The organism is Annamia dubia NIES-4383, from assembly GCF_055394725.1.
In genome coordinates, this window is sequence record NZ_AP025630.1 from 1,130,815 (window position 1) to 1,154,938 (window position 24,124).

22 protein-coding genes are annotated in these 24,124 nt (G+C 31.6%); 8 read left to right on the forward strand and 14 right to left on the reverse strand.

Going from position 1 to position 24,124, the window contains the following annotated elements:
• Window positions 1-36 precede the first annotated feature (36 nt).
• Window positions 37-627 carry a low-complexity tail membrane protein gene (locus tag Anndu_RS05140; protein ID WP_464103344.1) on the forward strand — a complete coding sequence of 197 codons (591 nt, stop codon included), beginning with the start codon at window positions 37-39 and terminating at the stop codon, window positions 625-627.
• Window positions 628-706: 79 nt separating this feature from the next.
• Here the strand turns inward: Anndu_RS05140 and hisIE are convergent, their stop codons facing one another.
• A complete protein-coding gene (hisIE, locus tag Anndu_RS05145; protein ID WP_464103345.1) occupies window positions 707-1,354 on the reverse strand; it encodes a bifunctional phosphoribosyl-AMP cyclohydrolase/phosphoribosyl-ATP diphosphatase HisIE in 648 nt (215 codons plus the stop codon).
• Between the two features lie 136 nt (window positions 1,355-1,490).
• Between hisIE and Anndu_RS05150 the strand changes: the two genes are divergently transcribed.
• Both Anndu_RS05150 and Anndu_RS05155 read left to right on the forward strand, forming a co-directional pair.
• On the forward strand, window positions 1,491-2,468 hold the full coding sequence (locus tag Anndu_RS05150; RefSeq protein WP_464103346.1) for a phosphotransferase: 978 nt from the start codon (window positions 1,491-1,493) through the stop codon (window positions 2,466-2,468).
• A 138-nt stretch (window positions 2,469-2,606) separates the two neighbouring features.
• The gene (locus Anndu_RS05155) at window positions 2,607-3,221 is read left to right on the forward strand and encodes a CDP-alcohol phosphatidyltransferase family protein (protein ID WP_464103347.1); all 615 of its coding nucleotides are present in this window, start codon (window positions 2,607-2,609) and stop codon (window positions 3,219-3,221) included.
• A 58-nt stretch (window positions 3,222-3,279) separates the two neighbouring features.
• Here Anndu_RS05155 and Anndu_RS05160 read toward each other — a convergent pair whose 3' ends face one another.
• The 4 genes from Anndu_RS05160 to sigC all read right to left on the reverse strand — a co-directional run bounded on the left by Anndu_RS05160 (window position 3,280) and on the right by sigC (window position 7,095).
• A complete protein-coding gene (locus Anndu_RS05160; protein ID WP_464103348.1) occupies window positions 3,280-3,831 on the reverse strand; it encodes a YdcF family protein in 552 nt (183 codons plus the stop codon).
• Between the two features lie 459 nt (window positions 3,832-4,290).
• Window positions 4,291-5,181 carry an ABC transporter permease gene (locus Anndu_RS05165; protein WP_464103349.1) on the reverse strand — a complete coding sequence of 297 codons (891 nt, stop codon included), beginning with the start codon at window positions 5,179-5,181 and terminating at the stop codon, window positions 4,291-4,293.
• A gap of 104 nt (window positions 5,182-5,285) precedes the next feature.
• Window positions 5,286-5,780: a hypothetical protein gene (locus tag Anndu_RS05170; protein WP_464103350.1), complete on the reverse strand. Its 495-nt coding sequence runs from the start codon at window positions 5,778-5,780 to the stop codon at window positions 5,286-5,288.
• Window positions 5,781-5,862: 82 nt separating this feature from the next.
• Window positions 5,863-7,095: an RNA polymerase sigma factor SigC gene (gene sigC / locus Anndu_RS05175; RefSeq protein ID WP_464103351.1), complete on the reverse strand. Its 1,233-nt coding sequence runs from the start codon at window positions 7,093-7,095 to the stop codon at window positions 5,863-5,865.
• 288 nt (window positions 7,096-7,383) lie between these two features.
• Between sigC and Anndu_RS05180 the strand changes: the two genes are divergently transcribed.
• The 3 genes from Anndu_RS05180 (at window position 7,384) to Anndu_RS05190 (ending at window position 12,243) form a co-directional block, all read left to right on the forward strand.
• Window positions 7,384-9,567: an IMS domain-containing protein gene (locus Anndu_RS05180; protein ID WP_464103352.1), complete on the forward strand. Its 2,184-nt coding sequence runs from the start codon at window positions 7,384-7,386 to the stop codon at window positions 9,565-9,567.
• Between the two features lie 62 nt (window positions 9,568-9,629).
• On the forward strand, window positions 9,630-10,418 hold the full coding sequence (locus Anndu_RS05185) for an ABC transporter permease (RefSeq protein WP_464103353.1): 789 nt from the start codon (window positions 9,630-9,632) through the stop codon (window positions 10,416-10,418).
• A gap of 103 nt (window positions 10,419-10,521) precedes the next feature.
• Window positions 10,522-12,243 (forward strand): diflavin flavoprotein, encoded by a 1,722-nt coding sequence (locus Anndu_RS05190; RefSeq protein WP_464103354.1) that lies wholly within the window; start codon window positions 10,522-10,524, stop codon window positions 12,241-12,243.
• Window positions 12,244-12,319: 76 nt separating this feature from the next.
• Here the strand turns inward: Anndu_RS05190 and Anndu_RS05195 are convergent, their stop codons facing one another.
• From Anndu_RS05195 to hypF, 6 genes are all read right to left on the reverse strand, one after another.
• Window positions 12,320-13,354, reverse strand: a complete 1,035-nt coding sequence (locus Anndu_RS05195) for a DNA cytosine methyltransferase (protein WP_464103355.1) — start codon at window positions 13,352-13,354, stop codon at window positions 12,320-12,322.
• Between the two features lie 13 nt (window positions 13,355-13,367).
• Window positions 13,368-14,441, reverse strand: a complete 1,074-nt coding sequence (locus Anndu_RS05200) for a PDDEXK family nuclease (protein ID WP_464103356.1) — start codon at window positions 14,439-14,441, stop codon at window positions 13,368-13,370.
• Between the two features lie 90 nt (window positions 14,442-14,531).
• Window positions 14,532-14,852, reverse strand: coding sequence for a 2Fe-2S iron-sulfur cluster-binding protein (locus tag Anndu_RS05205; RefSeq protein ID WP_464103357.1), 321 nt, complete (start codon window positions 14,850-14,852; stop codon window positions 14,532-14,534).
• 194 nt (window positions 14,853-15,046) lie between these two features.
• Window positions 15,047-16,999 carry a tetratricopeptide repeat protein gene (locus Anndu_RS05210; protein WP_464103358.1) on the reverse strand — a complete coding sequence of 651 codons (1,953 nt, stop codon included), beginning with the start codon at window positions 16,997-16,999 and terminating at the stop codon, window positions 15,047-15,049.
• A gap of 48 nt (window positions 17,000-17,047) precedes the next feature.
• Window positions 17,048-17,275 carry a HypC/HybG/HupF family hydrogenase formation chaperone gene (locus Anndu_RS05215; RefSeq protein ID WP_464103359.1) on the reverse strand — a complete coding sequence of 76 codons (228 nt, stop codon included), beginning with the start codon at window positions 17,273-17,275 and terminating at the stop codon, window positions 17,048-17,050.
• Window positions 17,276-17,364: 89 nt separating this feature from the next.
• On the reverse strand, window positions 17,365-19,680 hold the full coding sequence (gene hypF / locus Anndu_RS05220) for a carbamoyltransferase HypF (protein ID WP_464103360.1): 2,316 nt from the start codon (window positions 19,678-19,680) through the stop codon (window positions 17,365-17,367).
• Between the two features lie 145 nt (window positions 19,681-19,825).
• Here hypF and Anndu_RS05225 point away from each other — a divergent pair, with 145 nt between their 5' ends.
• Entirely contained in the window at window positions 19,826-20,116 is a 291-nt protein-coding gene (locus Anndu_RS05225; protein WP_464103361.1) for a hypothetical protein, read from the forward strand.
• 316 nt (window positions 20,117-20,432) lie between these two features.
• On the opposite strand, the gene Anndu_RS05230 is transcribed toward Anndu_RS05225, so the two are convergent.
• Both Anndu_RS05230 and Anndu_RS05235 read right to left on the reverse strand, forming a co-directional pair.
• Window positions 20,433-21,902, reverse strand: coding sequence for a CIA30 family protein (locus Anndu_RS05230; protein WP_464103362.1), 1,470 nt, complete (start codon window positions 21,900-21,902; stop codon window positions 20,433-20,435).
• Window positions 21,903-21,920: 18 nt separating this feature from the next.
• Window positions 21,921-22,364, reverse strand: a complete 444-nt coding sequence (locus Anndu_RS05235; RefSeq protein ID WP_464103363.1) for a DUF29 domain-containing protein — start codon at window positions 22,362-22,364, stop codon at window positions 21,921-21,923.
• Window positions 22,365-22,508: 144 nt separating this feature from the next.
• Here Anndu_RS05235 and Anndu_RS05240 point away from each other — a divergent pair, with 144 nt between their 5' ends.
• The gene (locus Anndu_RS05240) at window positions 22,509-23,675 is read left to right on the forward strand and encodes a sugar phosphate nucleotidyltransferase (RefSeq protein ID WP_464104037.1); all 1,167 of its coding nucleotides are present in this window, start codon (window positions 22,509-22,511) and stop codon (window positions 23,673-23,675) included.
• Between the two features lie 147 nt (window positions 23,676-23,822).
• On the opposite strand, the gene Anndu_RS05245 is transcribed toward Anndu_RS05240, so the two are convergent.
• Window positions 23,823-24,065, reverse strand: a complete 243-nt coding sequence (locus Anndu_RS05245) for a hypothetical protein (protein WP_464103364.1) — start codon at window positions 24,063-24,065, stop codon at window positions 23,823-23,825.
• Window positions 24,066-24,124: the final 59 nt, after the last annotated feature.

Sequence of the window (24,124 nt, forward strand, 5' to 3'; positions counted from 1 at the left end):
AGTGACCAGTCAGTAACAAATAACTAATAACTAATAATGACTAATTTTAAATTAGAACCCTATTTATGGTTACATTTTGCAGGTTTGGCCGTAATACCTTTTAGTTTAATAGGTTTATGGTTAAGCCTGTCTATTAGTTCTCCTTTCGGGCTTTGGTGGCTTGATTTTTTGATTGTGGCGATATTAGGAATTATGCCTATTTTCTTTTTACAATTGAAAAAACCTTTGAATATTTTTAGTTTTTTATTATTAGGAATTTATCCCAACTTATTAGAAGAAAAACAAAGAAAAATTCTCTCTTTAATTAAAGATAAAAGTCAAAAAATTATTCAAATTATTACTTGTTTACTATCTTTAATAGTGCTTTTTATTTTATATTATTTTGCTCCTGTTGCTTCTTTTCTAACAAGTAATTTTCCTCAAAATAGAATTTTTGCGATCATTTTAGCTTCTTTTTTCTTAGGCATAACTATCTTTTTTGCACAGATAGTTATGATAATTTTGAGAATTTTCTTAATCTCTCAAGCTAATTTTAATCAAATTTTACCCTACCCAGTGGAAAGAATTTATATTGATTTTTTAACACCACCTTTTTTAGTTAAAAAAATTCTACCTAATATTAATTAACTTGACAATGGACAATTGTAAATTATCAATTATCCATTATCAATTTGTTAATAATTAATTATCAATAATTAATTATTAATTATTTTTTCCTTTCTTCTAACTTTTTATAAACATCCCTTAAACTAACATTATGATGGGCTAAAGCTACAAGGGTATGATAAAAAAGATCCGCCACTTCTCCCGCTATTTCTTCTTTTTGATCATCCTTAAAAGCCATCACTACTTCTGCACTTTCTTCCCCTATTTTTTTGAGAATTTTATTATCTCCCCCCGCCAATAATTTACAAGTATAAGACTTTTCGTTGGGGTGATCTCGGCGATCGCAAATAATATCAAATAAACTAGAAAGGGTATCTTTAGAAGGGGCTATTTTTTGATTATTTACTTGATGAAAACAACTTCTTTCCCCCGTATGACAAGCAATATCACCAATCTGTTCAATCGTAATCAAAAGAGCATCACTATCGCAATCATAACGCATCGCCTTAACCTTTTGCAAATGACCCGAAGTAGCCCCTTTATGCCATAACTCTTGACGTGAGCGACTCCAATACCAAACTTCACCCGTTTCTAAGGTTTTTTGTAACGATTCACGATTCATCCATGCCATCATTAACACTGTACCATCTAAATAATCCTGTGCGATCGCCGGAATTAAACCTTGTTCATTATAACGAATAGCATCAAGGGGTATCTGTTGACATAAATTTAATTGATTAATAGACATAAATTTTATTATTTCTCAAAAAAAACTTTCAATTTGTATTGTATTCGACTATGGCACAATTCAAAATCTGTTATTAATAATTAATTATTGGTTCTTGCTTATTCGTTTTTTATTCATTATTCTTCCCTGTTAATTTATGTTTCCAATTATTTATTCTAGTTTAAATATTGAGGGAATTATCACTAAGATTGTACCAGAATATGACATAGAAAAAATAAAATCTTGTCAATTTTGGCATCGAGGGTTAAGTGATATTTATTTAATTGAAACTGAAGGCAACCCTTATATTTTAAGAATTTCCCATCATCATTGGCGCACAAAATCAGAAATAGAATTTGAATTAGAATTTTTAGATTTTTTGGCTCAAAATAATGTATCAGTTGCCTATGGGATCCGCACGAAAAATGATCAATTATTAATCGAAATTAACGCCCCTGAAGGGCAAAGATATGCTAGTTTATTTCCCTACGCTCAAGGGGAAATTCCTTTAGGAGATTTAAACCCCAAACAAAGTTATGAATTGGGTTTAACTGTTGCTAATATTCATCAATTAGCTCTTAATTTTTCTTCTCAACTTGAGAGAAAAACTTTAACTTTAGAATATTTATTAGATGATTCTGTTAAAATTATTGAACCATTTTTAAAAAATCGTTTAGAAGATTTTAATTATTTAATGAAAACCATTGATAATATTTATTTAAAGTTAGCTAATTTTCCTAAAAATGCTCCTTTTTGGACAGTTTGTTGGGGTGATCCCCATAGTGGAAACGTCCATTTTACCCCTGAAAATAAGGTAACTTTATTTGATTTTGATCAATGTGGCTATGGTTATCGAATTTTTGAAATTGCAAAATTTTGGCAAGTTTGTATTCGCACAGGCATGACTCGTAAAACCAGAGAAGCATTTTTAGAGGGTTATCAAAGCTTAAATCAATTAACAGAAATTGAGTTAAATAATTTACAATTTTTTGTTAAAGTTGCCCATATTTGGTCATGGGCGATCCATGTTGAAACAACTAAAACTTATGATTATAGTCGTTTAGATCATCATTATTTTACCCAAAGATTGCAAAAATTAAAATTTTTAGTTTCCCATGAATGGCAATTATTTTAATTAGTTATTCTTTATTTTTTAAGAGTTATTTTTGATTGGTAAAATTAACTCTTAACTATTTAATGTATTGACTAATCAGTGAATAGATATTATAATATTTTACTTACAATAAATAAAACAATAATAATTAATAAAAAAATGTCTAAACCTTGGGATGCAAAATTAGCTTATTATTTAATTTTACCTTTAAAAAATACCCCTATTACCCCCAATCATTTAACAACTATTCGCTTAATTACAGGGGTTTTTGCCACTGTCTTAATTGCCTATAGTGCCTATAGTCAAAATAGCTTTTTCTTAAGTAATTTGGGAGCATTTTTCTTTGTCTTTTCTGCCTTTTTTGATCATACGGATGGAGAGTTGGCACGTTTAACCGGAAAATTTAGTAAATTTGGTCATAATTATGATTTAATTAGTGATGCAATTGTTTTAATTTTTTTATTTTTAAGTATTGGTATTGCCACCTTAAAAACTAATTTAGGAATGTGGGCTTTACCCCTTAGTTTAATCGCTAGTATTGCCGTTTCAGGTATCTTTTATTTAATGAATGATTTAGAGTTAAAATTAGGGAAAGAAGCGGCCAGACAACCTAATTTTGCAGGGCTAGAAGCTGAAGATATTTTATATTTATTTCCCCTAGTTACTATCTTTAATTCTTTAGAAACTTTTTTAATTGCCTCGGCGATCGGCTCCCCTATTTTTGCCATTTATGTTATTGTTGATTATCAACAAACCCTCAAAAAATATCAATAGTTTTTTATAATTTGCCATCAATTTTTATCATTATTAGTTATTACTTCAAGATCTGTCATCAGTTAATTGATTGATGATTAACTTCTTCTAATTTTAAATTTGCTCCTGTTTCCCCTGTAAATACCCAAATTACAGCCCTTAAAGCGTCTCTTAAACATTTGTTCAAAGATTCAGGTTCTCCTTGGGAGGGAACGGCGATCGGATGAATTGTGATCCCTTGAGTGCCAAACACAATTAAACCGATGATTTCGGCTCGATACAAATGATTGGCGGAGGTAATTAAAAAAACATTTTTGATTCCTGCGGCCTTGAGTTGATCGATCAAAGTCGTAAAATTAGTGAGGGTGTCCACTGCGTGGTAATCGAGTTTGAGGCGATCGCCGTTAATACCCTGTTTAGCGAAAATTTTATGGGCATAAGCCGAAGGGCTACCACCAGAAACCCAAATCGGCAAATTAGGATAATTTTGAGCAAATTTGGCCGCAAAAATTTCCCTTTCTTCATGACCTCCTAATACTAAAATAGCTTGAGGTTGAAGTAAATAACCTCTGATAATTTGATAAATAAACCATGAAGTAATTGTTAATAAAAAAAGGCCAATTACTAACATAAATTTGAAGTAAGGTTTGCTTTTATTAGTCTTTTTTCCATTGTTGCTAGTGTTTCTAATGTTTCTTTTGTTGCTTAATGGTCGTTGTTTTATTTTGTGAGAATAGCGAGAATTAATTTTAATCACCATGAAATAATCTTCATCAACAAATTATTAAATTTTTGGTTAATTTTAACCTATTTGTTTTTTGTTAAAAGTAGATTTATTACTACTTTAGGCAGTTAACAATTATTTTTTATTGTCTATTGTTAGCCGTTTATTGTCAAGTAATAATTTTAAAATCAGTCACTCCCCATTATAAAAATTTATTTTTAGTATGAACTGGCTCATAAAATTATTCCATTACCTCAAGAAAAGACTGATCTTTATGCCAAAAACTAGGATAATCTCATTAAAAAGTTAGTTAAAGGCATAACAATTTTAACTTAATTTGTTAATGTTATGCCTTGGCATAAATTATTAAGAAAAACGCCGACTTAATAAAGGTTTAATTGTTAAGAAAATTAAGAGATCAAATGTTAATAAAATACCAGTAATTGTTAAAAAATTAAGGCCGCCCCAAGGGGTTTCCATGACAACAGTATTTAAGCCAAAATTACCAGTTAAATATAAATAACGGATCGGATCGATCGCATAGGTTAAAGGGTTTAAACTAGCCACAATTTGTAACCATCCTGCCATAAATGATAAAGGAGCAAGGGCTGTACTCGCAAATAAAAGGGGTAAATTAGTAACAAAAATTACGGCGATTAATTCAATATGGCCGGGGAGGGCAAATGCTAACCCTAAACTTAAAGCAGTGACTCCCAATACAATTAAAAAAACAATTAAAGCAATAGCACTTAAACCTAGTAAACTAGGAAAACCTGCCCCTAATAAACTAGCGGCTATGATAATTACTGCTGTTTGTAAAAAACTCATGGTAATTATATAAATTGTTGAGGCAGAAACAATGGAAAAACGAGAGGCTAAAGGTGCAACTAATAAACGATTTAAAAAGCCAAATTCCCGATCAAACATCACAGGTAAACCCGCATTTAAAGCCCCAGAAAAAGCGGTAAAAACGATAATTCCGGGGGCTAAAAATTTACCATAATTAAGATTTTCTCCAAATAAATTTGTGGGGGCATTATAAAATAAAGCCCCAAATAAAATTAACCACATTAAGGGTTGAATAATTCCGGCAATAATAGTTGAAGGTCTACGTTGTAATTGAATAAATAAACGCTTAGTTAAAGCTAATGTTTCTTGGATAAAATCACCTAAAAAGTTGTCATTTTCGGTAATATTTTGATTCTCAAAAGAATCAGGGGCTAAATTAATTTTGGGGGAAATAATAGATTGACTCATAATTAGAATAAATTTTGATCACAGCAAAAGTATTATAATTGATCTTGTTTGTTATTGCTTTATTAATTGTTAATTATTCAGGGTTAATTGTCAATTGTCAACTGTCAATTGTTAACTGCTCCCATTAATTCATTGATACTTTTAGCTATCATTTTTAAATCTGATTCTGGATATTGATAAAATATTTTAAAGGGTTTTTGATTGGTATTAATTTGTAAATATTTTATAGCTAAATCTTTACAATGACAAACTTCGGCCGAGATAATTTCTACTCTAAAATATTTAATTTGACGTTTTAACCATCCTAATTGACGGGTAAAAATAAATGTTTCTGCATCTATCATAATTTCACTATGACTTAACCATACCCATGCTATCATTAAATAAAAAACCAAATTATAAAGTAACAATGAAAGTAAAAAAGTTTTTAAGAAATTAATTATCTCAAATTGAGAAGCACTTTTCCAAGCATTACTAAAAGAAAGAATTATACTTACTATGATGAACATATAATAATTTTTCCGTTGATTTGCTTGAATAATCAGCTGATCTGGATTAATTTTAATAGTAATAAATTCACCTTGATATTGATTTATCATAAATTAAATTTAAACTAAATTTTTAATAAAAAAACCCTAACTTTAATTAAAAAGATAGGGTAAAATTAAAAATATTTCATCATTAATCAAGAGAATCAAGATAATCTCTGACTCGATTACGATTTTTTGGTTGACGTAATTTTTGCATAGCTTTAGTTTCAATTTGACGTACCCTTTCCCGTGAAAGGTCTAAAATGCGTCCAATTTCCGCCAAAGAGCAAGGTTTACCCGTTTTTAAGCCAAAACGTAACTCAATTACTTCCTGTTCTCGATCGGTTAAATAAGCCAACAGATCATCCAATTCCTGTTGTAAACCTTCCCTAATTAACAATTCTTCAGGGGAGGCGCTATCGGTTTCTAACAGATCACCTAATTCTGTATCTTTTTCCTTCCCTACTTTAATATCTAAAGACACAGAACGAGGCACTTTCGCTAAAACTTCCCTGATCTGATCGGTGGTAATGTCTAACTCTTTAGCAATTTGATCTAAACTAGGAGTCTGGCCATTAGCTTGAGATAATTGACGTTGAGCCTTTTTAATTTTATTTAATTTTTCGGTAATATGCACCGGAATGCGAATAGTGCGACTTTGGGTAGCGATCGCGCGGGTCATGCCTTGACGGATCCACCAATAAGCATAAGTGCTAAAACGATAACCCTTAGTGGGATCAAACTTATCAACAGCCCTTTCTAACCCCAAAGTTCCCTCTTGAATGAGGTCTAATAACTCTAAACCTCGATTTTGATATTTTTTGGCCACAGAAACGACTAACCGTAAATTAGCCTTGATCATCTGTTCTTTGGCACGAATGCCCACTTTCTGGATTTTTTCTAACTCCTTAACCTCAATTTGGGCCACCTGCGCCCAGCGTTTTTTGCCATTTCTTAAAGCCTGTTTTAATTCTGTGACGCTTAAATTCACCTTAGCCGCCCATTTTTCTAAAGATGGACGATGACTTAACTGAGAAACCAAGCGATCGTGAATTTCAATTAAATTGAGATAATGAGCCAAAATTGGATCCCCTTGTTGAGCCGCTTGACTACGTTTTTCCAAAAGCTGCATATAAGCTTGAACTTTTTGAGCCACTGCTACTTCTTCATCTTTTTGGAGTAAAGGAACTCTCCCAATTTCTTGCAGATAAACTCTAACCAGATCCGTAGATAAACGATGACTTTTAGGGGGACTAGCTAAAGAATTTTCATCGTCATCAAAAAGGGAAGTATCCTCAAACTCCATATTTTCTGTTTGGGGATCAAACACAAAAGAATCATTTTCCATAGGTTCAGTCGAGGGTAAGATAGGGGAAACTGACATAATTATCACTCCAATATCAAGGTGAGGGCTTAAAGTGGATTATTAAAATTAATTTTTCCCAAATTTGACAAAAAATCAAACATTTGTTAATACAACCACTATTACATATCTACCAAACTTTTAGTTTCAATTCCCGAAAATTAGATACATTTCTTATCAGTTGACAATCAATAGTTAAGAAAAAGTAATTGTCAAATGTCCACTGTTGTCAATTGTCAATCAGCTATTCTAATATTTGATTAACTGTAAATTATAATGATTAGTGGAACTGTAGGTAGGGACAAGATAGTGCGCATACCACTTGACTATTATCGAATCTTAGGTGTACCAATTCAAGCCACTGAGAGCCAATTATCTCAGGCTTATCACGATCGGGCCTTACAACTGCCCCGCCGTGAATATAGTAATGTGGCCATCACCGCACGGAAAAAATTACTCGATCAAGCTTATCAGATTCTTTCTAATCAGAAGGAACGAAATGCTTATGATGAGGAATTTTTGGCAAAAAGTTATGATCAGGGTAAAAAACCAAGGTTAGATCTACCTCTACAACAAGGAGGAGTCTCAGATGAATTTAATCTTGATGCCCATACCCCTTGGATCGAAATTGAACCGGAAGAATTTGTGGGTTCTTTACTGATTCTCCAAGAGTTGGGAGAATATGAACAGGTGATCAAATTGGCACAGCCCTATTTAGATAACCGTAGCATTATTAATGTGGATAAAGGGCGTTTTGGGGATCCCCAAATGGTTAGGGCTGATATTGTCTTGACGATCGCTGTGTGCTATTTAGAATTAGGGCGCGAACAATGGCAACAAGGCCAATATGAACTGGCCGCAAGTTCGGGTCACCAAGGGAAAGAATTATTATTAAAAGAAGGGCTTTTCCCTAGTGTGGGGGGAGAATTACAAGCGGATCTTTATAAATTACGTCCCTATCGCATTTTAGAATTATTATCTTTAAATGAAAATCAAATTGCTCAACGCCAAAAGGGAATGCAATTACTTAAAGAAATGTTGCAAGAACGCAATGGCATTGACGGGATGGGGGATGATCATTCCGGTTTGAGTATTGATGATTTTCTGCGTTTTATTCAACAATTACGCAATTATTTAACCTCGGCTGAACAACAGGAGTTATTTGAGGCTGAAGCCCGTAGACCTTCGGCCGTTGCTACCTATTTGGCGGTTTATGCCCTGTTAGCGGGTGGTTTTGCGAAAAAACAACCTGCTTTAATTAATCGTGCCAAAGATTTCTTAAAACGCTTACTTCAGCGTCAAGATGTTCATTTAGAACAGGCAGTTTGTTATTTACTTTTGGGTTTAACTGATGAAGCCTCAAAAGCCTTGGCACGTTCCGAGGAGGAAGAAACCATTGCTTTTATTAAAGAACATTCTGATGATGCTCCGGATCTGTTGCCCGGTCTGTGTTTGTATGGGGAAAGATGGTTACAAACGGAGGTTTTTTCCCATTTTCGGGATTTGGCTGGGTTAAAATTATCTTTAACGGAATATTTTGCCGATCAACAGGTACAAAAATATTTAGAAAATATTGCTTCTGAGTCTATGGCGGAAAATGAATGGGAACTCAAGGATATGGCTGAGGAGCAAAAATTTAATTTAACAACTCAATCTCAAAATATGATTGAGAAACAACGGGCAAAAATTAGGGAAAAAACCCTAACTCCGGTGGTGATACGACCTGAAAATGTGACCGATTCGCTAATTAAATCTAAATCCTCCACCATTGAGCCTCCTCCGATGGCTATTGATCAAGGGTCAATGTCGGGACAAGACACGGCTAGTCAATCTGCCCAACTATCAACTCCTAGTGCCAGTCATCCACCTCGCAAGAAAAAAGGCAAAATTGCGCCTTTACATTCTCGTATTATTTCTGGCAAAAAAAAGAAACCAACTAATCTAATTAAGTTAGGAATAGGGGCTTTATTAGCTTTTATTTTATTAGGATTAGTTTATAAAATTATTCAATCAATTGCTTTTCCTGCTTATTACAAAGAGCCTTTAATGGTAACATTAAATCAGTCAGTTATTCCCATTCCTGATCCTAATGCCCCACCTGTAGAGGATGATAGTAAATTAGATAATGCTAAAGCTCAAAAAGTCATTGAAAAATGGTTAGAAGCCAAAAAATTAGCCTTTGGAAAAGATTATCAAGTTGAAAAATTAGAGGAAATTTTAATTGAACCGTTATTGACAAAACAAAAAAATCGAGTTGCTTCTAATCAACAAAGTAACACCTATTATGAATATGAACATCAAATTGAAATAACCTCGATTAAAGAAGATGAGCAAGATCCTTTAAAAGTAATTGTTACTGCTAAAATTAGCGAAATTTCTCAAATTTATGAATCAGGAAATCAAAAGGGAACAAGTACGGATCAATTAGAGGTTCAATATGATTTAATGCGTCAAGATAATCAATGGTTTATTCAAGATATAGTTGTTAAATAAATACCATGATTAATTTTAAATTTTCTTTTTAAATTTTGCTTTTAAATTTTAATGTTTCCAGAATGAAATGGTTTTTTAAAAAAGTCTTAGCTTTCTTTTCCGTTTATTATGCCTATATGGTTGAATATCGGGCAGAAATATTTTTATGGGCTTTATCTGGTTTATTACCATTAATTTTAATGGGTATTTGGATCGAGGCTTCAAAACAGGGTAATTTTAGTTTAAATTCGATCCAATTTGCCCAATATTTTTTAACGGTTTTTCTAGTTAAAGAATTTACAATTGTTTGGATGATTTGGGAATTTGAAAAGGATGTTTTAGAGGGAATTTTATCTTTTCGTCTTTTACAACCGATCGATCCAGTCTGGCATTATATAGGGATGCACCTATCAGAAAGAATAGCCAGAATCCCTTTTACGATAGGCTTAGTCTCTTTATTTTTCTTTCTTTATCCTGAAGCTTTTTGGCTACCAAAAATAACAACATTTTTGTTATTTTTAATCGTAATAATATTAGCTTTTTGTTTACGTTTCACCATTCAATATACTTTTGCAATCTTTTCTTTTTGGACAGAAAGGGTAGCGGCCATTGAAGAATTATGGTTTTTAATCTATCTTTTTTTTGGTGGAGTAATAGCCCCTTTAGATTTATTTCCTAGCCAGTTACAAAACATATTATTTTGGACACCTTTTCCCTATCTTTTATATTTTCCAACGGCGATTTTAATTGGTTTACCTGTTAATGTAACTCAGGGAATTTTAATGATGTTAGTTTGGTTAATTATTTTCTTGATTTTTAATCGTTGGTTATGGAAAAAAGGACTAAAAAAATATTCTGGAATGGGGGCTTAATTAAGTAATAAGTAATAAATAACAAGTATAATAAACTAAAGTTGATTGTCTATGTCAAAATAAAAAAATAAATCTCAATTTAATCATCGCAGGAGCAAAATTAATGCCTAAAGCTAAAGATGTACAAGTGTTTCCCATTGCCGATCACACTAGAGTTTTTCGCTCTCGCACTTGGACTCGTTTAAAATTTGAGATCGAATATGCTTTACAACGAGGTACAACGGCCAATACTTATTTAATCGAAGGGGATAAAATTGCTTTAATTGATCCTCCAGGTGAGTCTTTTCACGAAACTTTTTTAAAGTCTTTAACAGAAAGAATTAATCTTCATCAGATTAATTATATTATTTTAGGACATATTAATGCTAATCGGGGTTTTACTTTAAAAAAATTATTGGATCTTGCCCCCCATCTTACTATTGTTTGTTCTAATCCGGCGGCGATCGCACTACAAAATATTTTAGGGGATCAGCCTGTTAATTTGAAAATTATTAAAGGAGAAGAAACTCTGGATCTGGGCAATGGCCACCTATTAGAGTTTATTCCTACCCCTAACCCCCGTTTCCCCGGCCAACTTTGCACCTACGACACAAAAACTCAAGTGCTTTATACGGATAAGCTTTTTGGGTGTCATGTCTGCACTGATCAAGTTTTTGATGAGGGCTGGACAATTTATAATGAGGATCGCCGTTATTATTTTGATTGTATTTTTGCTCCTTATAGTAAACAAATTACCAATGCTTTAGAAAAATTATCTACTAAATCTGCTTTAATTTATGCTACTGGTCATGGTGCTTTAGTTAAATATAGTTTAAAAGAGTTGACTGTTTCTTATCAAGAATGGTTAAGTCAACAAACGGAAAAAGAATTATCTATTGCTTTGATCTATGCCTCGGCTTACGGTAATACCACTGTCTTAGCACAGGCGATCGCCAGAGGAATAATTAAAACAGGGGTTGGGGTGGAGTCAATTAATGCGGAAATTGCTGATCCAGAGGAAATTAAAGAGGCAATTTTAAAATGTAATGGTTTTATTTTCGGTTCTCCTACTTTGGGCGGTCATGCGCCCACCCCCATCCAAACCGCTTTGGGTATTACCCTCGCTAATGGGGATAAAACTAAATTGGCGGGGGTTTTCGGCTCTTTTGGTTGGAGTGGAGAGGCGATCGATCTGTTAGAAAGTAAATTTAAAGATGGGGGTTATACCTTTGGTTTTGAGCCGATCCGAGTTAAATTTAAACCCACAGACCCTATTTTAAAAATGTGTGAGGAAGCGGGGACAGATTTTGCTCAGAAAGTGAAGAAAGCTCATAAAATTCGTAAACCAAAAGAAACGGTGAAAAGCTCCCAATCCGATCGATTAAGTCAAGCTTTAGGGCGGATCGTGGGATCATTATGCGTTGTGACGACCTTACAGGAAGACTTAAAAGGGGCAATGTTAGCCTCATGGGTATCACAAGCCACTTTTAACCCCCCCGGCTTTACCGTAGCCGTAGCCAAGGATCGAGCGATCGAATCTTTATTATATAAAGGTAATAAATTTGTACTAAATATTTTACAAGAAGGGAATCATTTAGGCTTAATGAAACACTTTTTAAAACCCTTTGCCCCTGGGGAAGATCGCTTTATGGGGGTTAACTGGGAAAGTGCGGATAATGGTTGTCCTATTTTAACCGATGCTTTAGCTTATTTAGAATGTGAAGTGGGAGATCGCATGGAATGTGGGGATCATTGGCTTATTTATGCCGTCACTAATAAGGGAAAAATCTTGCAGGATCAAGGCGTAACTGCTATACATCATCGCAAGTCTGGGGATCATTATTAAGTAATAAGTAATAAACCTCAAGTTCTGTCATTATGACATATTAATTTTATAAAGAGGATCAATATTGATTCAATATCTAAATTATTCCAGATATACATAATTGATCCTCAATCGTTTCTGGATAAAGAATTTTTATTTTTTCTGCAATTAAAGATTCTAAATTAATAATTTTATAATTTGAGATTCTATTATTGATATTAAGATGATCAATCATTTCACCAGCAATAGCTCTGATCACTGAAACGGGAACACTATTACCAAATTGTTGCCAAGCTTGACGATCACTAACAACTATTTTAAAATCTTCAGGAAAACCTTGAAGTCTTGCACATTCTCTAGGCGTTAAAACACGAGGATTTTTATCTTTTTGTTCTAACAATATTTCAGAGCCATCTTTCCAATATCTAGCAGAAATTGTATTAGTATATAAGGTATCCGCATTGACTAAAGAATATCCAAAACCATTGCCTTTATTGAGATGTTTTTGTTTTCTTTTCTGATGACCTTCCCACATTTTATCGGAAACAGTATATTTTTGATCAACATTTTGTTCAAGAATATCACCAACTTTTTGATCAAGTCCAATTGGTTTTGGAAAACAAAAATGCTTATCTTGTTTTTGAAAACCAACTAGATAAATTCTTTGTCTATTTTGAGGCAAGTTAAAATCTTTTGCTGATAAAATATTATGATAAACAAAATAACCAAGTTTATTTAAGATATATAATACCATTTTTAAAGTTCTACCTTGATCGTGATTCCTAAAACCCTTAACATTTTCTAATAGAAAAGCTTGAGGTCTATGATAATTAAGAATTTGAGCAATATAAAAAAACATTTGACCTCTTTGATCATTAAAACCCTGTTTTTTACCGGCCTGAGAAAAAGGCTGACAAGGAAATCCTGCCAATAGTAAATCATGTTTTGGAATTGATTCGAGCGGTATTTTAGTTATATCTCCTAAAGGTGTATCCCCAAAATTAGCTTGATAAGTTTGAATTGAAAATTTATTTATTTCTGAACTAAAAACGCATTTACCACCTAATTCTTCAAATGGGATACGCATTCCCCCGATACCACAAAATAAATCAATAAAATCAAAATTAAACATAAAAAATTTACAATTAAACTAAACTTAAAAGAGTCTCTTTGGTTAAATCTTTAGCAGAAAATATTTTATCTGATGTTTGACAATATAGACGTTCTGAATATATTTCTTCAGAAACAAAAAGATAAACATTATGATTAATAATATTGTTAGCAATACTTTCAGTTAAATCAAATCCTAATGTGACTTGTATCATCACATCAATATTAGTATTTAGAGTATCTAAAAATTGTTTATATCTTTCTCTTAAGGTTTTTTTAGCACTAATACCATACTTTTTATTATTAAGAGAAAAGATAAAATCATACTCTGTAGATAAGTGTTGATCATCATGGACTTGTTCAGAAATAGCATCTTTCTCAATACCTTGGGAGATGAGAACTTCAAGTACACGAGATTCATAATCAGAACCGGAATTAGAGGTTATAGCTTGATTAACAGATTCTGAAAACATCAGCATAAATATTTGATTAATACTTACACCTAAAGAGTTGATATAGTGATAACTATTAATGAGATTTAAAACATAATTTTGACTGTCATTCAGTAAAAAATTATTATTTTTGTTATGTAACTTTTCAAAAAATAAATAACAAAGTAAAGCAGATTTTGTTCTTCTTTTATAAGGTCTTTCAATCCCTAGATCATCATATTTAATAGATAAGGGATGAATATCATTTCTAATGAATTTATCAAATTCAACAATTTTAGATTCTATTAAAAATAAATCTTTAACAAAGATTAACTGCAAAGAAAAATAAAAAATTATTAAATCATCATAATTATCAATTTGACGCAAAACTTCATTAAGAGTATTTTTTCTTGTATAACTTTTAATATTCTCATAGGTTGAATTGAGCAGAGATTTTATCATTTTAATTTTGTCTGGTATTAATGAATCATTTAACACTGAATCATTGATTAAATATTTAATAATTATTCTCTGCATTTCTTGAGAAATTGAATCTGTAACGCCATTGCCACTATTAAGTTTTTTCAAGAAAAAATAAAGTTTATAATTATAATTAAAAACTTCAGCAGAAATTTCAAAAGATGAGGGATTGAGACTAATTGATCTTTTTTTATCCATACTATAAGCGAAAAGATTAAAAATTTGCTAATCGGAAAATATTAGGTAGGGGTGAACAATTGTTCCCCCCCTAAAGATATTTTATGTCAATTATTGAGGCAGACCAAACTGACGATCATACACCGCATCCTCTTGACCCGTTTCTAACTTAATATCAGAACGGGGATAGGACACACATAATAAAGCATAGCCTTCCGCCTGTAACTCATGGGAAATGCCCATGCCGTCACTTTGTTCCACCGTCCCAACAGAAAGTTTGGCCGCACAGGTGGTACAAACACCCGCATTACAAGAGGAAGGCAACTCTAAACCCTGATCAGAAGCGGCTTTTAAAATGGTTTTATCTTCAGGCACTTCAATAGTGTAAGTTTGCCCTTGATGTAAAATTTCGACTGTATATGTTTGAGGCATTTTACGAAAAATCCAATAAATAATGACTAATCAATTAAGTTTACATAAAATGAGCAATTTGAACAGTCTTTGTTTAATTTATTTACCAAAATTAATTGGAAAATTGAGAATATTTGTTATTAAAAGGAAACAGTTAATAGGGCTTCAATCATCATTAATTTTATTTTTTTATGGATATTTATAGTAATCAAAAATTAATTTGACTCATGTTCTAAGGGAATTTCTTGCTCATTTTTTGTTAAATTTTCTTCTGGATTTTCTTCAGTTTCTTGATAATGAGATTCAGGTCTAACGGTTATTTCTTCAGGTAATTGATCGGGGGAAATAATATCTTCAGGATGGGATTTTTTAAGGGAAGACATTGCTTGAAATGCAATGCGATAACATTCTATTTTGCCATCATAACGGAATAATTCTGTTGCTTCTAAAAAATCATCAATTGCCTCTTGAATATTACCTAAATGTACCTGTGCAAAACCCCTTCTATAAACACAATTACCATCACAGGGAGATAATTCTAAAGCTAAATTAAAATCATCAATTGCTTGTTGATAATTTGCTTCACTTAAGTATACCATTCCTCGATGATCATAAGCATCAAAACTAGGTTTAATTTCGATCGCTAAACTAAAATCTTCAATTGCTTTTTCAAAATTTTTTAAACAATGATAAATAAAGCCCCTTTCTACATAAATAATATGCTTATTTTCCCAAGGAATATTTAATGCTTCAGTATAATCATTTAAAGCCCTTTCATAAAGTTTTAATTGTTGATATAAATGCCCACGCATTCGATAAGTATTAATTAATTCTTCTTCAGAATTATCAGTTTGTTTTAATAAATTAATAGACTCTTGAAAATCGTGGATCGCCGCCTTAAATTCGTGATGTTCAATATGTGCTTGTGCCAATTCTTTTAAATCAGCAACAATATGATTTCTTAAAATTAAATGTTCATTATAAATTTGATTATAATCAATGTCTCCCTTGTTAATAAAATGTAATGCTTTAAAATAACAAAATAATCTTTTTTTACACATTTCTAAATGAGATAATTTCAGATTATATTTTAAAATTCTGCCTTTATACCACCATGCTTTAGGTGATTTTGGTTGAAAAATTAAACTATCATCAATGATTTTTTTAGCAATGATAATATTGGGATTATCATAAACTTTAATATTAGCTAAAATCAACTCATAAATTGATACCCCAGTATTTAATAAATCCTTAGCTAAAATTTTAGTTACGGCTCTTAAATCTTGTTTATTTTTTTGTTTAATATCTGGACTTTTTAACTGATTTTCTATCTGGGCAACTAATTCATTATAATTAACTAAATCTGCTAAAATTTGACCTTTTTCAATCAAAATTTCTTTAAGATTTTCCCCTGTTTTAAGAGCTTGTTTATACCGATTAACGATATTGCGATAAAGTTCACTTTTTTCAGGTGGAAAAATTTTAAATAATAATTTTTCTAGTCTTTCCTGTTCTAAAATATAATTCAATCTTTCTTTAATTTCTTCATGATCTGGTTGTTGTTGTAAAACTTTTTGATAATCAATTTTAACTTGATCATAATCTTCTTTTTGCCATAAAAAGTTACCATGATTAATTAAAGCAGTTAAATTATTTTCATCAAGTGTTAAAACTTGACGATAAGTTAACATCATTTCTTCGTATTTTTCCGATTTATTTTTAGAAATTAGATTGAATTGATTTTCTAAAATAATAGCTTTTTCTAACCAAACTTGAGGATCATCATTTTTAAAACCTAAAGCTATATTATAACATTCTAAAGCCCCTGTTAAATCGTGTAAAATATATAAAATATAGGCTTTATTTCTCCATGCTAAATAATTATCATTTTGCTTTTTAATAGCTTTGTCATAACAATTTATTGCTATTTCTAATTGTTTAATTTTTAACCGATAATTTCCCTCTCTACACCATTGTTGAGAAGTCCAAAAATGTTCACGATAAAATTTATTGACTTTTAGATAAACATATTTACTAATTCCATAAATTTTTTCTAAAACAGGATAAATTTTTTCGTAAAGTTTGACTATTTTTCGCCAAAGATAAATAAAGGGGCTAATTAATACTTTCCCCAATCTTTTTAAGATTTTTAATAAATAATTAAACATTGGCTTAATTTAGATGATAAAATATCAATAATATTAGTTCAAATAATCTTAAATTATTTCCATTTCTTGTAAATAATTTAAGGTTTTATTTGCTTCTTCTTGATCTAAAATACTTAAAGCAAAACCGACATGAACGATCACATAATCATCCACTTTTGCTTGGGGTACATAAGCTAAATTAACTTGTTTGATCACCCCCCCAAAAGAGACTTTTCCCATGCGGTTTAAATCTTCTCCTGTAATACTTATAATTTGTCCGGGTACTGCTAAACACATAATAATAATTGATAATCAATAATTGATATTATTAATATAATCTATAGATTAAGCAAAATAATAAAAAATTAATAATTTGTAACATTAATTTAGTTATTAATTATTAATTGAGAGATAATTTGCCCAACAGAAATACCCCCATCATTAGGGGGTATTTTGTGATGCCAATAGGGAATAAAATTAGCTTTTTCTAATTTAATTATTGCCTGTTCTAATAAATATTTATTTTGAAAACAACCTCCCGTTAAAACAATATTTTTAATCTTAATTTCTTGAGCAATTTTAACAATAATTTCCGTTAAAGTGTTATGAAATTTACTGGAAATTATGCTTAAAGATTGATTTTTACTTAAATCTTCTAATATTTCTTTAATAATTTTTTGCCATTTGATCACAAATTGATTAAAATTAGTTGTATTTGCTAAATTAACAATCTCAAAATCATAAAAATCTTGAATCTTTGGATTAATTTTATATTCTAAAGCCATCGCACCTTGACCTTCAAAAGTTACTTTTGGGTAGAGATTTAATAAAGCTGAAACTCCGTCAAATAATCTCCCCACACTTGAAGTTAAAGGAGTATTTAATTTTTTAGTTAACATTTGAGAAAAAATTAATAATTCCTGTTGACTAAATAAATTTTTTAATAAATAAAAATAAGGGTGATTTTCCTGAAAAATATTATTACCAAATAGCTTATATAATAAACCTAAAGCACTTCTTCTTGGCTCTTTTACTGCTTGATCTCCTCCCACTAGGGGAAAAAGCTCATAATAAGCTATTCTAGTAAATTGTGATGATTCTGATGGGGTAAGTTGTAAAAATTCTCCTCCCCAGATCGTGCCATCTAAACCGTACCCTGTGCCATCCCAAGCTACTCCTAACACTTCTTGATTTAAAATATTATTATCTGCTAAACAAGCTAAAATATGAGCATAATGGTGTTGAATTTGAGAAATATTTTGATTTAATTCTTTAGCATATTGATTAGAAATATAATTAGGATGTAAGTCACAGCTAATTTTATCAGGTTTTAAATCATAAAGATTAGTTAAAGATGTGATAGTTTGTTGAAAATAATTAAATGTTTCTGGATTAGATAGATCCCCTAAATGTTGACTAATAAAAATTTTATCTTGAATTGACAGGGCAATTGTATTTTTTAAATGACCGCCTAATGCTAAATGTTTATGTTTATTTATGTTATTTGTATCTAAATTAATTCTAATTGGTAAGGGAGCATAACCCCTAGCTCGGCGTAAAATCATTTTTCTACCGTTAATCTCCCTTGCGATCGAGTCATCAATCGGGCGAACAATCGGACGATTATGAGTTAAAAATAAATCAGCAATATTTTGTAATCTGTCTAAAGCTTCCTGTTCATCCTTACAAATAGGCTCATCTGAAAGATTACCGCTTGTGGCAATAATCGGAAAATTTAATTCTTTCATTAATAAATGATGTAGAGGTGTATAGGGTAACATTATTCCTAAATAATTATTATTAAGCGCTATATTATCAGCAAGATTAAGATTATTTTTCTTTTTTAATAAAACAATTGGTGCTTCTACAGAGGTTAATAATTTTTCTTCTAATTCAGAAACATCACAATTATTTTTAATTAAATCGAGGTTAGGATACATTAAAGCTAAAGGTTTATCAGGTCGTTTTTTCCTTTCCCGTAATAATTTTACCGCTTCCCGATTTCTAGCATCTACCACTAAATGATAGCCTCCTAATCCTTTGATTGCTAAAATTTTACCCTCTTTAATGGCGGCGGCTGTGTCTAATAAAGCTTGATCATGGGTACTTAAAACATTGCCCTGTCTATCCCATAGCTCTAAATGTGGGCCACAAACTGAACAAGCATTCGGTTGAGCATGAAAGCGCCGATTAAGAGGGTTATTATACTCACTTTGACATTGTGGACACAGGATAAAACCTCTCATTGTGGTATTTTCTCGATCGTAGGGTAAACTCTCAATAATGGTATAACGAGGCCCGCAATTGGTACAATTAGTAAAAGGATAGCGAAAACGGCGATTTAAAGGGTTAAAAATTTCTTCTAAACAGTCTTTACAAGTGGCAATTTCCGGTAAAATTAAAGTTGTTTTTTCTCCATTTATACTATGAATAATTTTAAATTCGTTATCATTAATTGGCCTTAATTCTATTTTTTCAATCGTGAAAATTTGAGATAAATTTGGCTTTTCAGTGAGTAACTTTTCTTGAAATACTGTTAATTGATTTTCTGTTCCTTCTATTTCGATAAAAACACCTTGTGAGGTATTATTAACCCAACCTTTTAAATTTAATTCCGTAGCTAAACGATAGATAAAAGGCCGAAAACCAACCCCTTGCACCACACCAGTAATTTTTAAATGTAATCGTTTTAAATTATTCATAATTGGTTATTTTAAAAATATTTTAATCATTTGATAATAATTTTTTTGTGGTTTGGCGAAATTACCCTAATTGATTAATTTCTAAGATAAACTATAATTAGAAAGAACTTATTTTAAATTTTACAACAAAACCGCTTGAAATCTTATGTATAATATTATGCCTCGTTTTTTAACTCGTCTTTATCGCAAAGAGCCTCTTTCTAGCTTTCTTTTAACTGTTGGTTTGGTAGATGCGATCATTGGTAGTATGGGCGGAAAATGGGGTTTATTTTCCTTAAGTGCCGTTATTTTATTAATAGGTATTGGTGTTCGTTGGTGGCATTTACAAACGCCCGATCAAACATTAACAGAAAAACCCCCTAGACGTTATTTACCGCCTAGTTCGTCTTCTCAACCTTTGCCAATGTTAAGTCATGAAAACCAACGTAAATTATAACTAAAATATCACCAAAATATCACTCAAAAAAAGTGTAAATTGTGTCAGCAAAAAATATTAATTAATAATTGATAACTATAAGATAAATTAAGTTCAATTTATTGAACGATCACTACTAGCCTTGAAATTAATTTCAAGGCGAGATTAATAGTTTCACTGTCAACTTTTAAGAATTAACTCACAATGAAATTTATTTCATTGCTAACATAAATCGTTCAATAAATTGAACTAAAAATTGTATTTTATCACCGACTTTGAAAACCAGAGGGGAGTGGTTAATTTTTATTAACATAAAATACAACAAAAAACCTTAATTTTAATTAAGATTATTAAATAAATTTTGCCAATTAGTTTGACCTTTATTTTCCCCTTCTTTAACTTCAAAAATTTTATTGGTAGCTTGAGAATTGTCCAAAATTTTAACACAAAGTTGGGCAATACTATCACGACTAACTTGACCTTTAATATTATCACCTTGCTCTAAAATTAAAGGCTTATCTGCGGGATTTTCCGTTAAGGCACAGGGACGAATAATGGTATAATTTAAACCACTATCTTTAAGGGCATTTTCTCCTTTTAATTTCCATGTTAAAATTCCCCCCAACTGATCATTCATTCTCACCGCCGGAGGCTCTTTTTCTAAGTCTAAATTAGGTCGTCCGGGGCGAGTAACACCCGCTGAACTAATCATAATAAATTGCGGTTTTGGTGAGCCTCCATAGGCTTTAATACTCTCAATTTCTAACGCAAAAATACCCGGACTGAAACGAGGATTTAATTGACCATCATATTCAAATTTACTTAACATTAATTGAATCGAATATGCACAACTTGGATCAAATTTTCCTTCACTTGGAACGGTTTTAGCACGAAAAACTGGAATTAAATCTTTAAAGGGTATTCTAATAGTTTGCCAACAATTAGAAAGGGTATCAAAAGAATAACAATAGGCCAAGCCGTCCCATTTTCCCTCACAACGCATAATAAATTTATATCTTTTTCCGTCTCCCTGTATTCTTAACTCAATACCCTCATAATCTTCTAAATTTAAAGGTGGGGTAAAATTACGAGTTCTAACTGAAGCAAAACCGCCGGAATTTTCCGTTGATACATTGCCTGTAAAAATGGCTTTTTGAGGGGCAAGGGCGATCCGACTTTCACTCACCCCACCCATGACAATATCATCTAAAGCCCCCCACATTTGGGCAGTTTCAGGAGTGGGGTTTTTAAAATCAAAAATGATTCTTTCTGATGGTAATTTTCTTAAATAAGGAGAGGCTAAATTGACTAAATTTTTAATTCCCTCATATTCGACTTTTTCTGGACTGCCCACCACTTGAGGCATATAGAATTTAACCCCCTGATAATATTTAGCTCGATCGGGTGTATCACCTTCAACGGGCTGAACTTTAACCCCTGTACAACAGATCACCGCCGCCACATTTTCCATCATTTCCGGTTTTAAAGTGGTAGGATCGGTAATATCTCCCTCATAAATTGGTAAATTATTACCAAATAATTCCTGAGTTTTAGCTTTATTTTGTACTAAAAGTTTAACTTGATAGTGATTAGTTAAGAGTTCTTTTACTACTCTTTTACCCACACCACCCGTAGCACCAACGACTAAAATTGTTTTCATTTTATTGCTTAAATTAGTTTGATTGAATTGAGATTTTTCGCCGCTTAAAATGCGTTTTAAACAGCCAAGAAAAGGAATAATATCAAAATAGGTTAAAGTATCAATAATGCGATTAAATTTAGATTTATTGCTTTGTTGATTAGTCATGTTTAAAATTCCTAATTATTAAAAATAATCCTGATCTAATAACTGATCTAAAGTATAAATACATTCTTCAGGAAAATCAACTTGATTTTTAGTCTTCTTAATTACATATTCTAAAGCATCTTGATAAATTGAATCTAATTGATCTAATAGATAATTTTTTAAATTAGTGGTTAATTTTCGATTTAATTGTTTCCTAAAACTAAAAATTTCTGCTTCCCAATGTCCAGAATTTCGATCATATTCAACTGTCCAATATTGTAATAATAACAAATGTCTAATAATCTGTTCTAAAAAACTAGCTACTGTAATTTTATCACTTCTACCCATTGCTTCCAATTCCTCAATTAAATTTTCTAAATCTAATTCATCTAATTTTTTATTTTTTAACAGATCAATAGTTTCTAATAACCATTGATGATCGTCAATTTCATAAAGTTGTTTTAAATTAGTTTTAACTACCATAATTTTCCCTTGAAATAAAGTTATTAATTATCTAAAATTGATCATAACTTAATTATTAAAAATTTTCCATTTGGGTGAAATTAGACACAAATTAAGTTAAATTAAAATAATTATGTGGTGTGCAAGGTTGAGGAAAAAACACAAATGAAAGCCATGATTTTGGCGGCGGGAAAAGGAACTCGTGTGCGGCCTATTACCCATACGATCCCTAAGCCTCTGATTCCGATTTTACAAAAACCAGTAATGGAATTTTTACTCGAACTCTTACGAAAACACGGTTTTGACCAAATTATGGTCAATGTCAGCCATTTAGCTGAAGAAATCGAAAGTTATTTTCGAGATGGTCAGCGTTTCGGCGTTAATATTGCCTATTCTTTTGAAGGTAGGATCGAGGATGGGGTTTTGATCGGTGAAGCCCTCGGCTCCGCCGGAGGTCTTCGCAAAATTCAAGACTTCAATCCCTTTTTTGATGATACTTTTGTCGTTTTATGTGGGGATGCTTTGATTGATCTTGATCTGACTAAAGCCGTTGAATTACATCGCCAAAAAGGTGCGATCGCAACTGTTATTACTAAAACCATTCCAAAAGAATTAGTTTCGAGTTATGGGGTAGTAGTTACCGATAAAAATAATAGGATTCTGAGTTTTCAGGAAAAACCATCGGTAGAAGAAGCCCTAAGTAATCAGATTAATACCGGAATTTATATCTTTGAACCCGAAATTATTGACTATATTCCTCCCCATCAGGAATTTGATATTGGTAGTCAATTATTCCCCTTATTAGTCGAAAAAGGAGCGCCTTTTTACTCCGTGCCAATGGAATTTGAATGGGTGGATATAGGTAAAGTTCCTGATTATTGGGATGCAATTAGGGGAGTATTGACAGGAACGATTAAAAATGTTCAGATCCCAGGGACAGAGGTATTTCCGGGCATTTATACAGGCCTAAATGTGGCCGTTAACTGGGATCAAGTTAATATTACAGGCCCTGTTTATATTGGCGGAATGACTCAGATTGAAGACGGTGCAACCATTATCGGGCCAGCCATGATCGGGCCTAACTGTTGGATCTGTAAAGATGCCACCGTTGATAATAGTGTCATTTTTGAATATTCCCGTTTAGGGCCGGGTATTCGCCTTGTGGATAAACTGGTTTTTGGCCGTTATTGTGTGGATAAAACCGGAGCAACGATCGATCTTCAAGCGGCGGCTTTAGACTGGTTAATTACCGATAGTCGTAAAATTAGTTCATCAATTGAAACGAAAGAAAAAGAAGTAATTACAGAATTAATTAAATTTAATACTGATTAATAATTAACCTTAAAATCTTATAAAAAAAACTTTGATCTTTAACGATCAAAGTTTAATAAGCTCATTTTTTAGAGAGAGAATTTTTGTGAACAATTAATCTAGTTTTTTGTCATATTGTTTGGCAAGTAAAAATTATTAAAAAGATGATTAAAGACTGGTAAATAAGCCTACTAAGGTATGTCCGCTTAAAATTTCTGTAGCTAATAAAGCAATAAAACCAACCATTGCTAAACGACCATTTAGTTTTTCTGCATATTCAGTCCATCCTGCGGAAACTGAGTTATCTACATAAACTTTAGGCTCGATCGCAAAGTTATTACCTTGACCAGTTTCATCAATATAGAAACCTTTGTTATTAAATTTTTGTTCGGGTTTGATTAATGTTTGCATAATTTATGATTCCTGTTTATTTATCTATGTTAAGTAATGTAACATAATTTTAAGATTTG

Excerpts from the sequence above, each read along its gene's own strand:
- Anndu_RS05140 (WP_464103344.1), top strand. The coding sequence starts at position 37 with ATGACTAATTTTAAATTAGAACCCTATTTATGGTTACATTTTGCAGGT.
- hisIE (WP_464103345.1), bottom strand. The coding sequence starts at position 1,354 with ATGTCTATTAATCAATTAAATTTATGTCAACAGATACCCCTTGATGCT.
- Anndu_RS05150 (WP_464103346.1), top strand. The coding sequence starts at position 1,491 with ATGTTTCCAATTATTTATTCTAGTTTAAATATTGAGGGAATTATCACT.
- Anndu_RS05155 (WP_464103347.1), top strand. The coding sequence starts at position 2,607 with ATGTCTAAACCTTGGGATGCAAAATTAGCTTATTATTTAATTTTACCT.
- Anndu_RS05160 (WP_464103348.1), bottom strand. The coding sequence starts at position 3,831 with ATGTTAGTAATTGGCCTTTTTTTATTAACAATTACTTCATGGTTTATT.
- Anndu_RS05165 (WP_464103349.1), bottom strand. The coding sequence starts at position 5,181 with ATGAGTCAATCTATTATTTCCCCCAAAATTAATTTAGCCCCTGATTCT.
- Anndu_RS05170 (WP_464103350.1), bottom strand. The coding sequence starts at position 5,780 with ATGATAAATCAATATCAAGGTGAATTTATTACTATTAAAATTAATCCA.
- sigC (WP_464103351.1), bottom strand. The coding sequence starts at position 7,095 with ATGTCAGTTTCCCCTATCTTACCCTCGACTGAACCTATGGAAAATGAT.
- Anndu_RS05185 (WP_464103353.1), top strand. The coding sequence starts at position 9,630 with ATGAAATGGTTTTTTAAAAAAGTCTTAGCTTTCTTTTCCGTTTATTAT.
- Anndu_RS05190 (WP_464103354.1), top strand. The coding sequence starts at position 10,522 with ATGCCTAAAGCTAAAGATGTACAAGTGTTTCCCATTGCCGATCACACT.
- Anndu_RS05195 (WP_464103355.1), bottom strand. The coding sequence starts at position 13,354 with ATGTTTAATTTTGATTTTATTGATTTATTTTGTGGTATCGGGGGAATG.
- Anndu_RS05200 (WP_464103356.1), bottom strand. The coding sequence starts at position 14,441 with ATGGATAAAAAAAGATCAATTAGTCTCAATCCCTCATCTTTTGAAATT.
- Anndu_RS05205 (WP_464103357.1), bottom strand. The coding sequence starts at position 14,852 with ATGCCTCAAACATATACAGTCGAAATTTTACATCAAGGGCAAACTTAC.
- Anndu_RS05210 (WP_464103358.1), bottom strand. The coding sequence starts at position 16,999 with ATGTTTAATTATTTATTAAAAATCTTAAAAAGATTGGGGAAAGTATTA.
- Anndu_RS05215 (WP_464103359.1), bottom strand. The coding sequence starts at position 17,275 with ATGTGTTTAGCAGTACCCGGACAAATTATAAGTATTACAGGAGAAGAT.
- hypF (WP_464103360.1), bottom strand. The coding sequence starts at position 19,680 with ATGAATAATTTAAAACGATTACATTTAAAAATTACTGGTGTGGTGCAA.
- Anndu_RS05225 (WP_464103361.1), top strand. The coding sequence starts at position 19,826 with ATGTATAATATTATGCCTCGTTTTTTAACTCGTCTTTATCGCAAAGAG.
- Anndu_RS05230 (WP_464103362.1), bottom strand. The coding sequence starts at position 21,902 with ATGACTAATCAACAAAGCAATAAATCTAAATTTAATCGCATTATTGAT.
- Anndu_RS05235 (WP_464103363.1), bottom strand. The coding sequence starts at position 22,364 with ATGGTAGTTAAAACTAATTTAAAACAACTTTATGAAATTGACGATCAT.
- Anndu_RS05240 (WP_464104037.1), top strand. The coding sequence starts at position 22,509 with ATGAAAGCCATGATTTTGGCGGCGGGAAAAGGAACTCGTGTGCGGCCT.
- Anndu_RS05245 (WP_464103364.1), bottom strand. The coding sequence starts at position 24,065 with ATGCAAACATTAATCAAACCCGAACAAAAATTTAATAACAAAGGTTTC.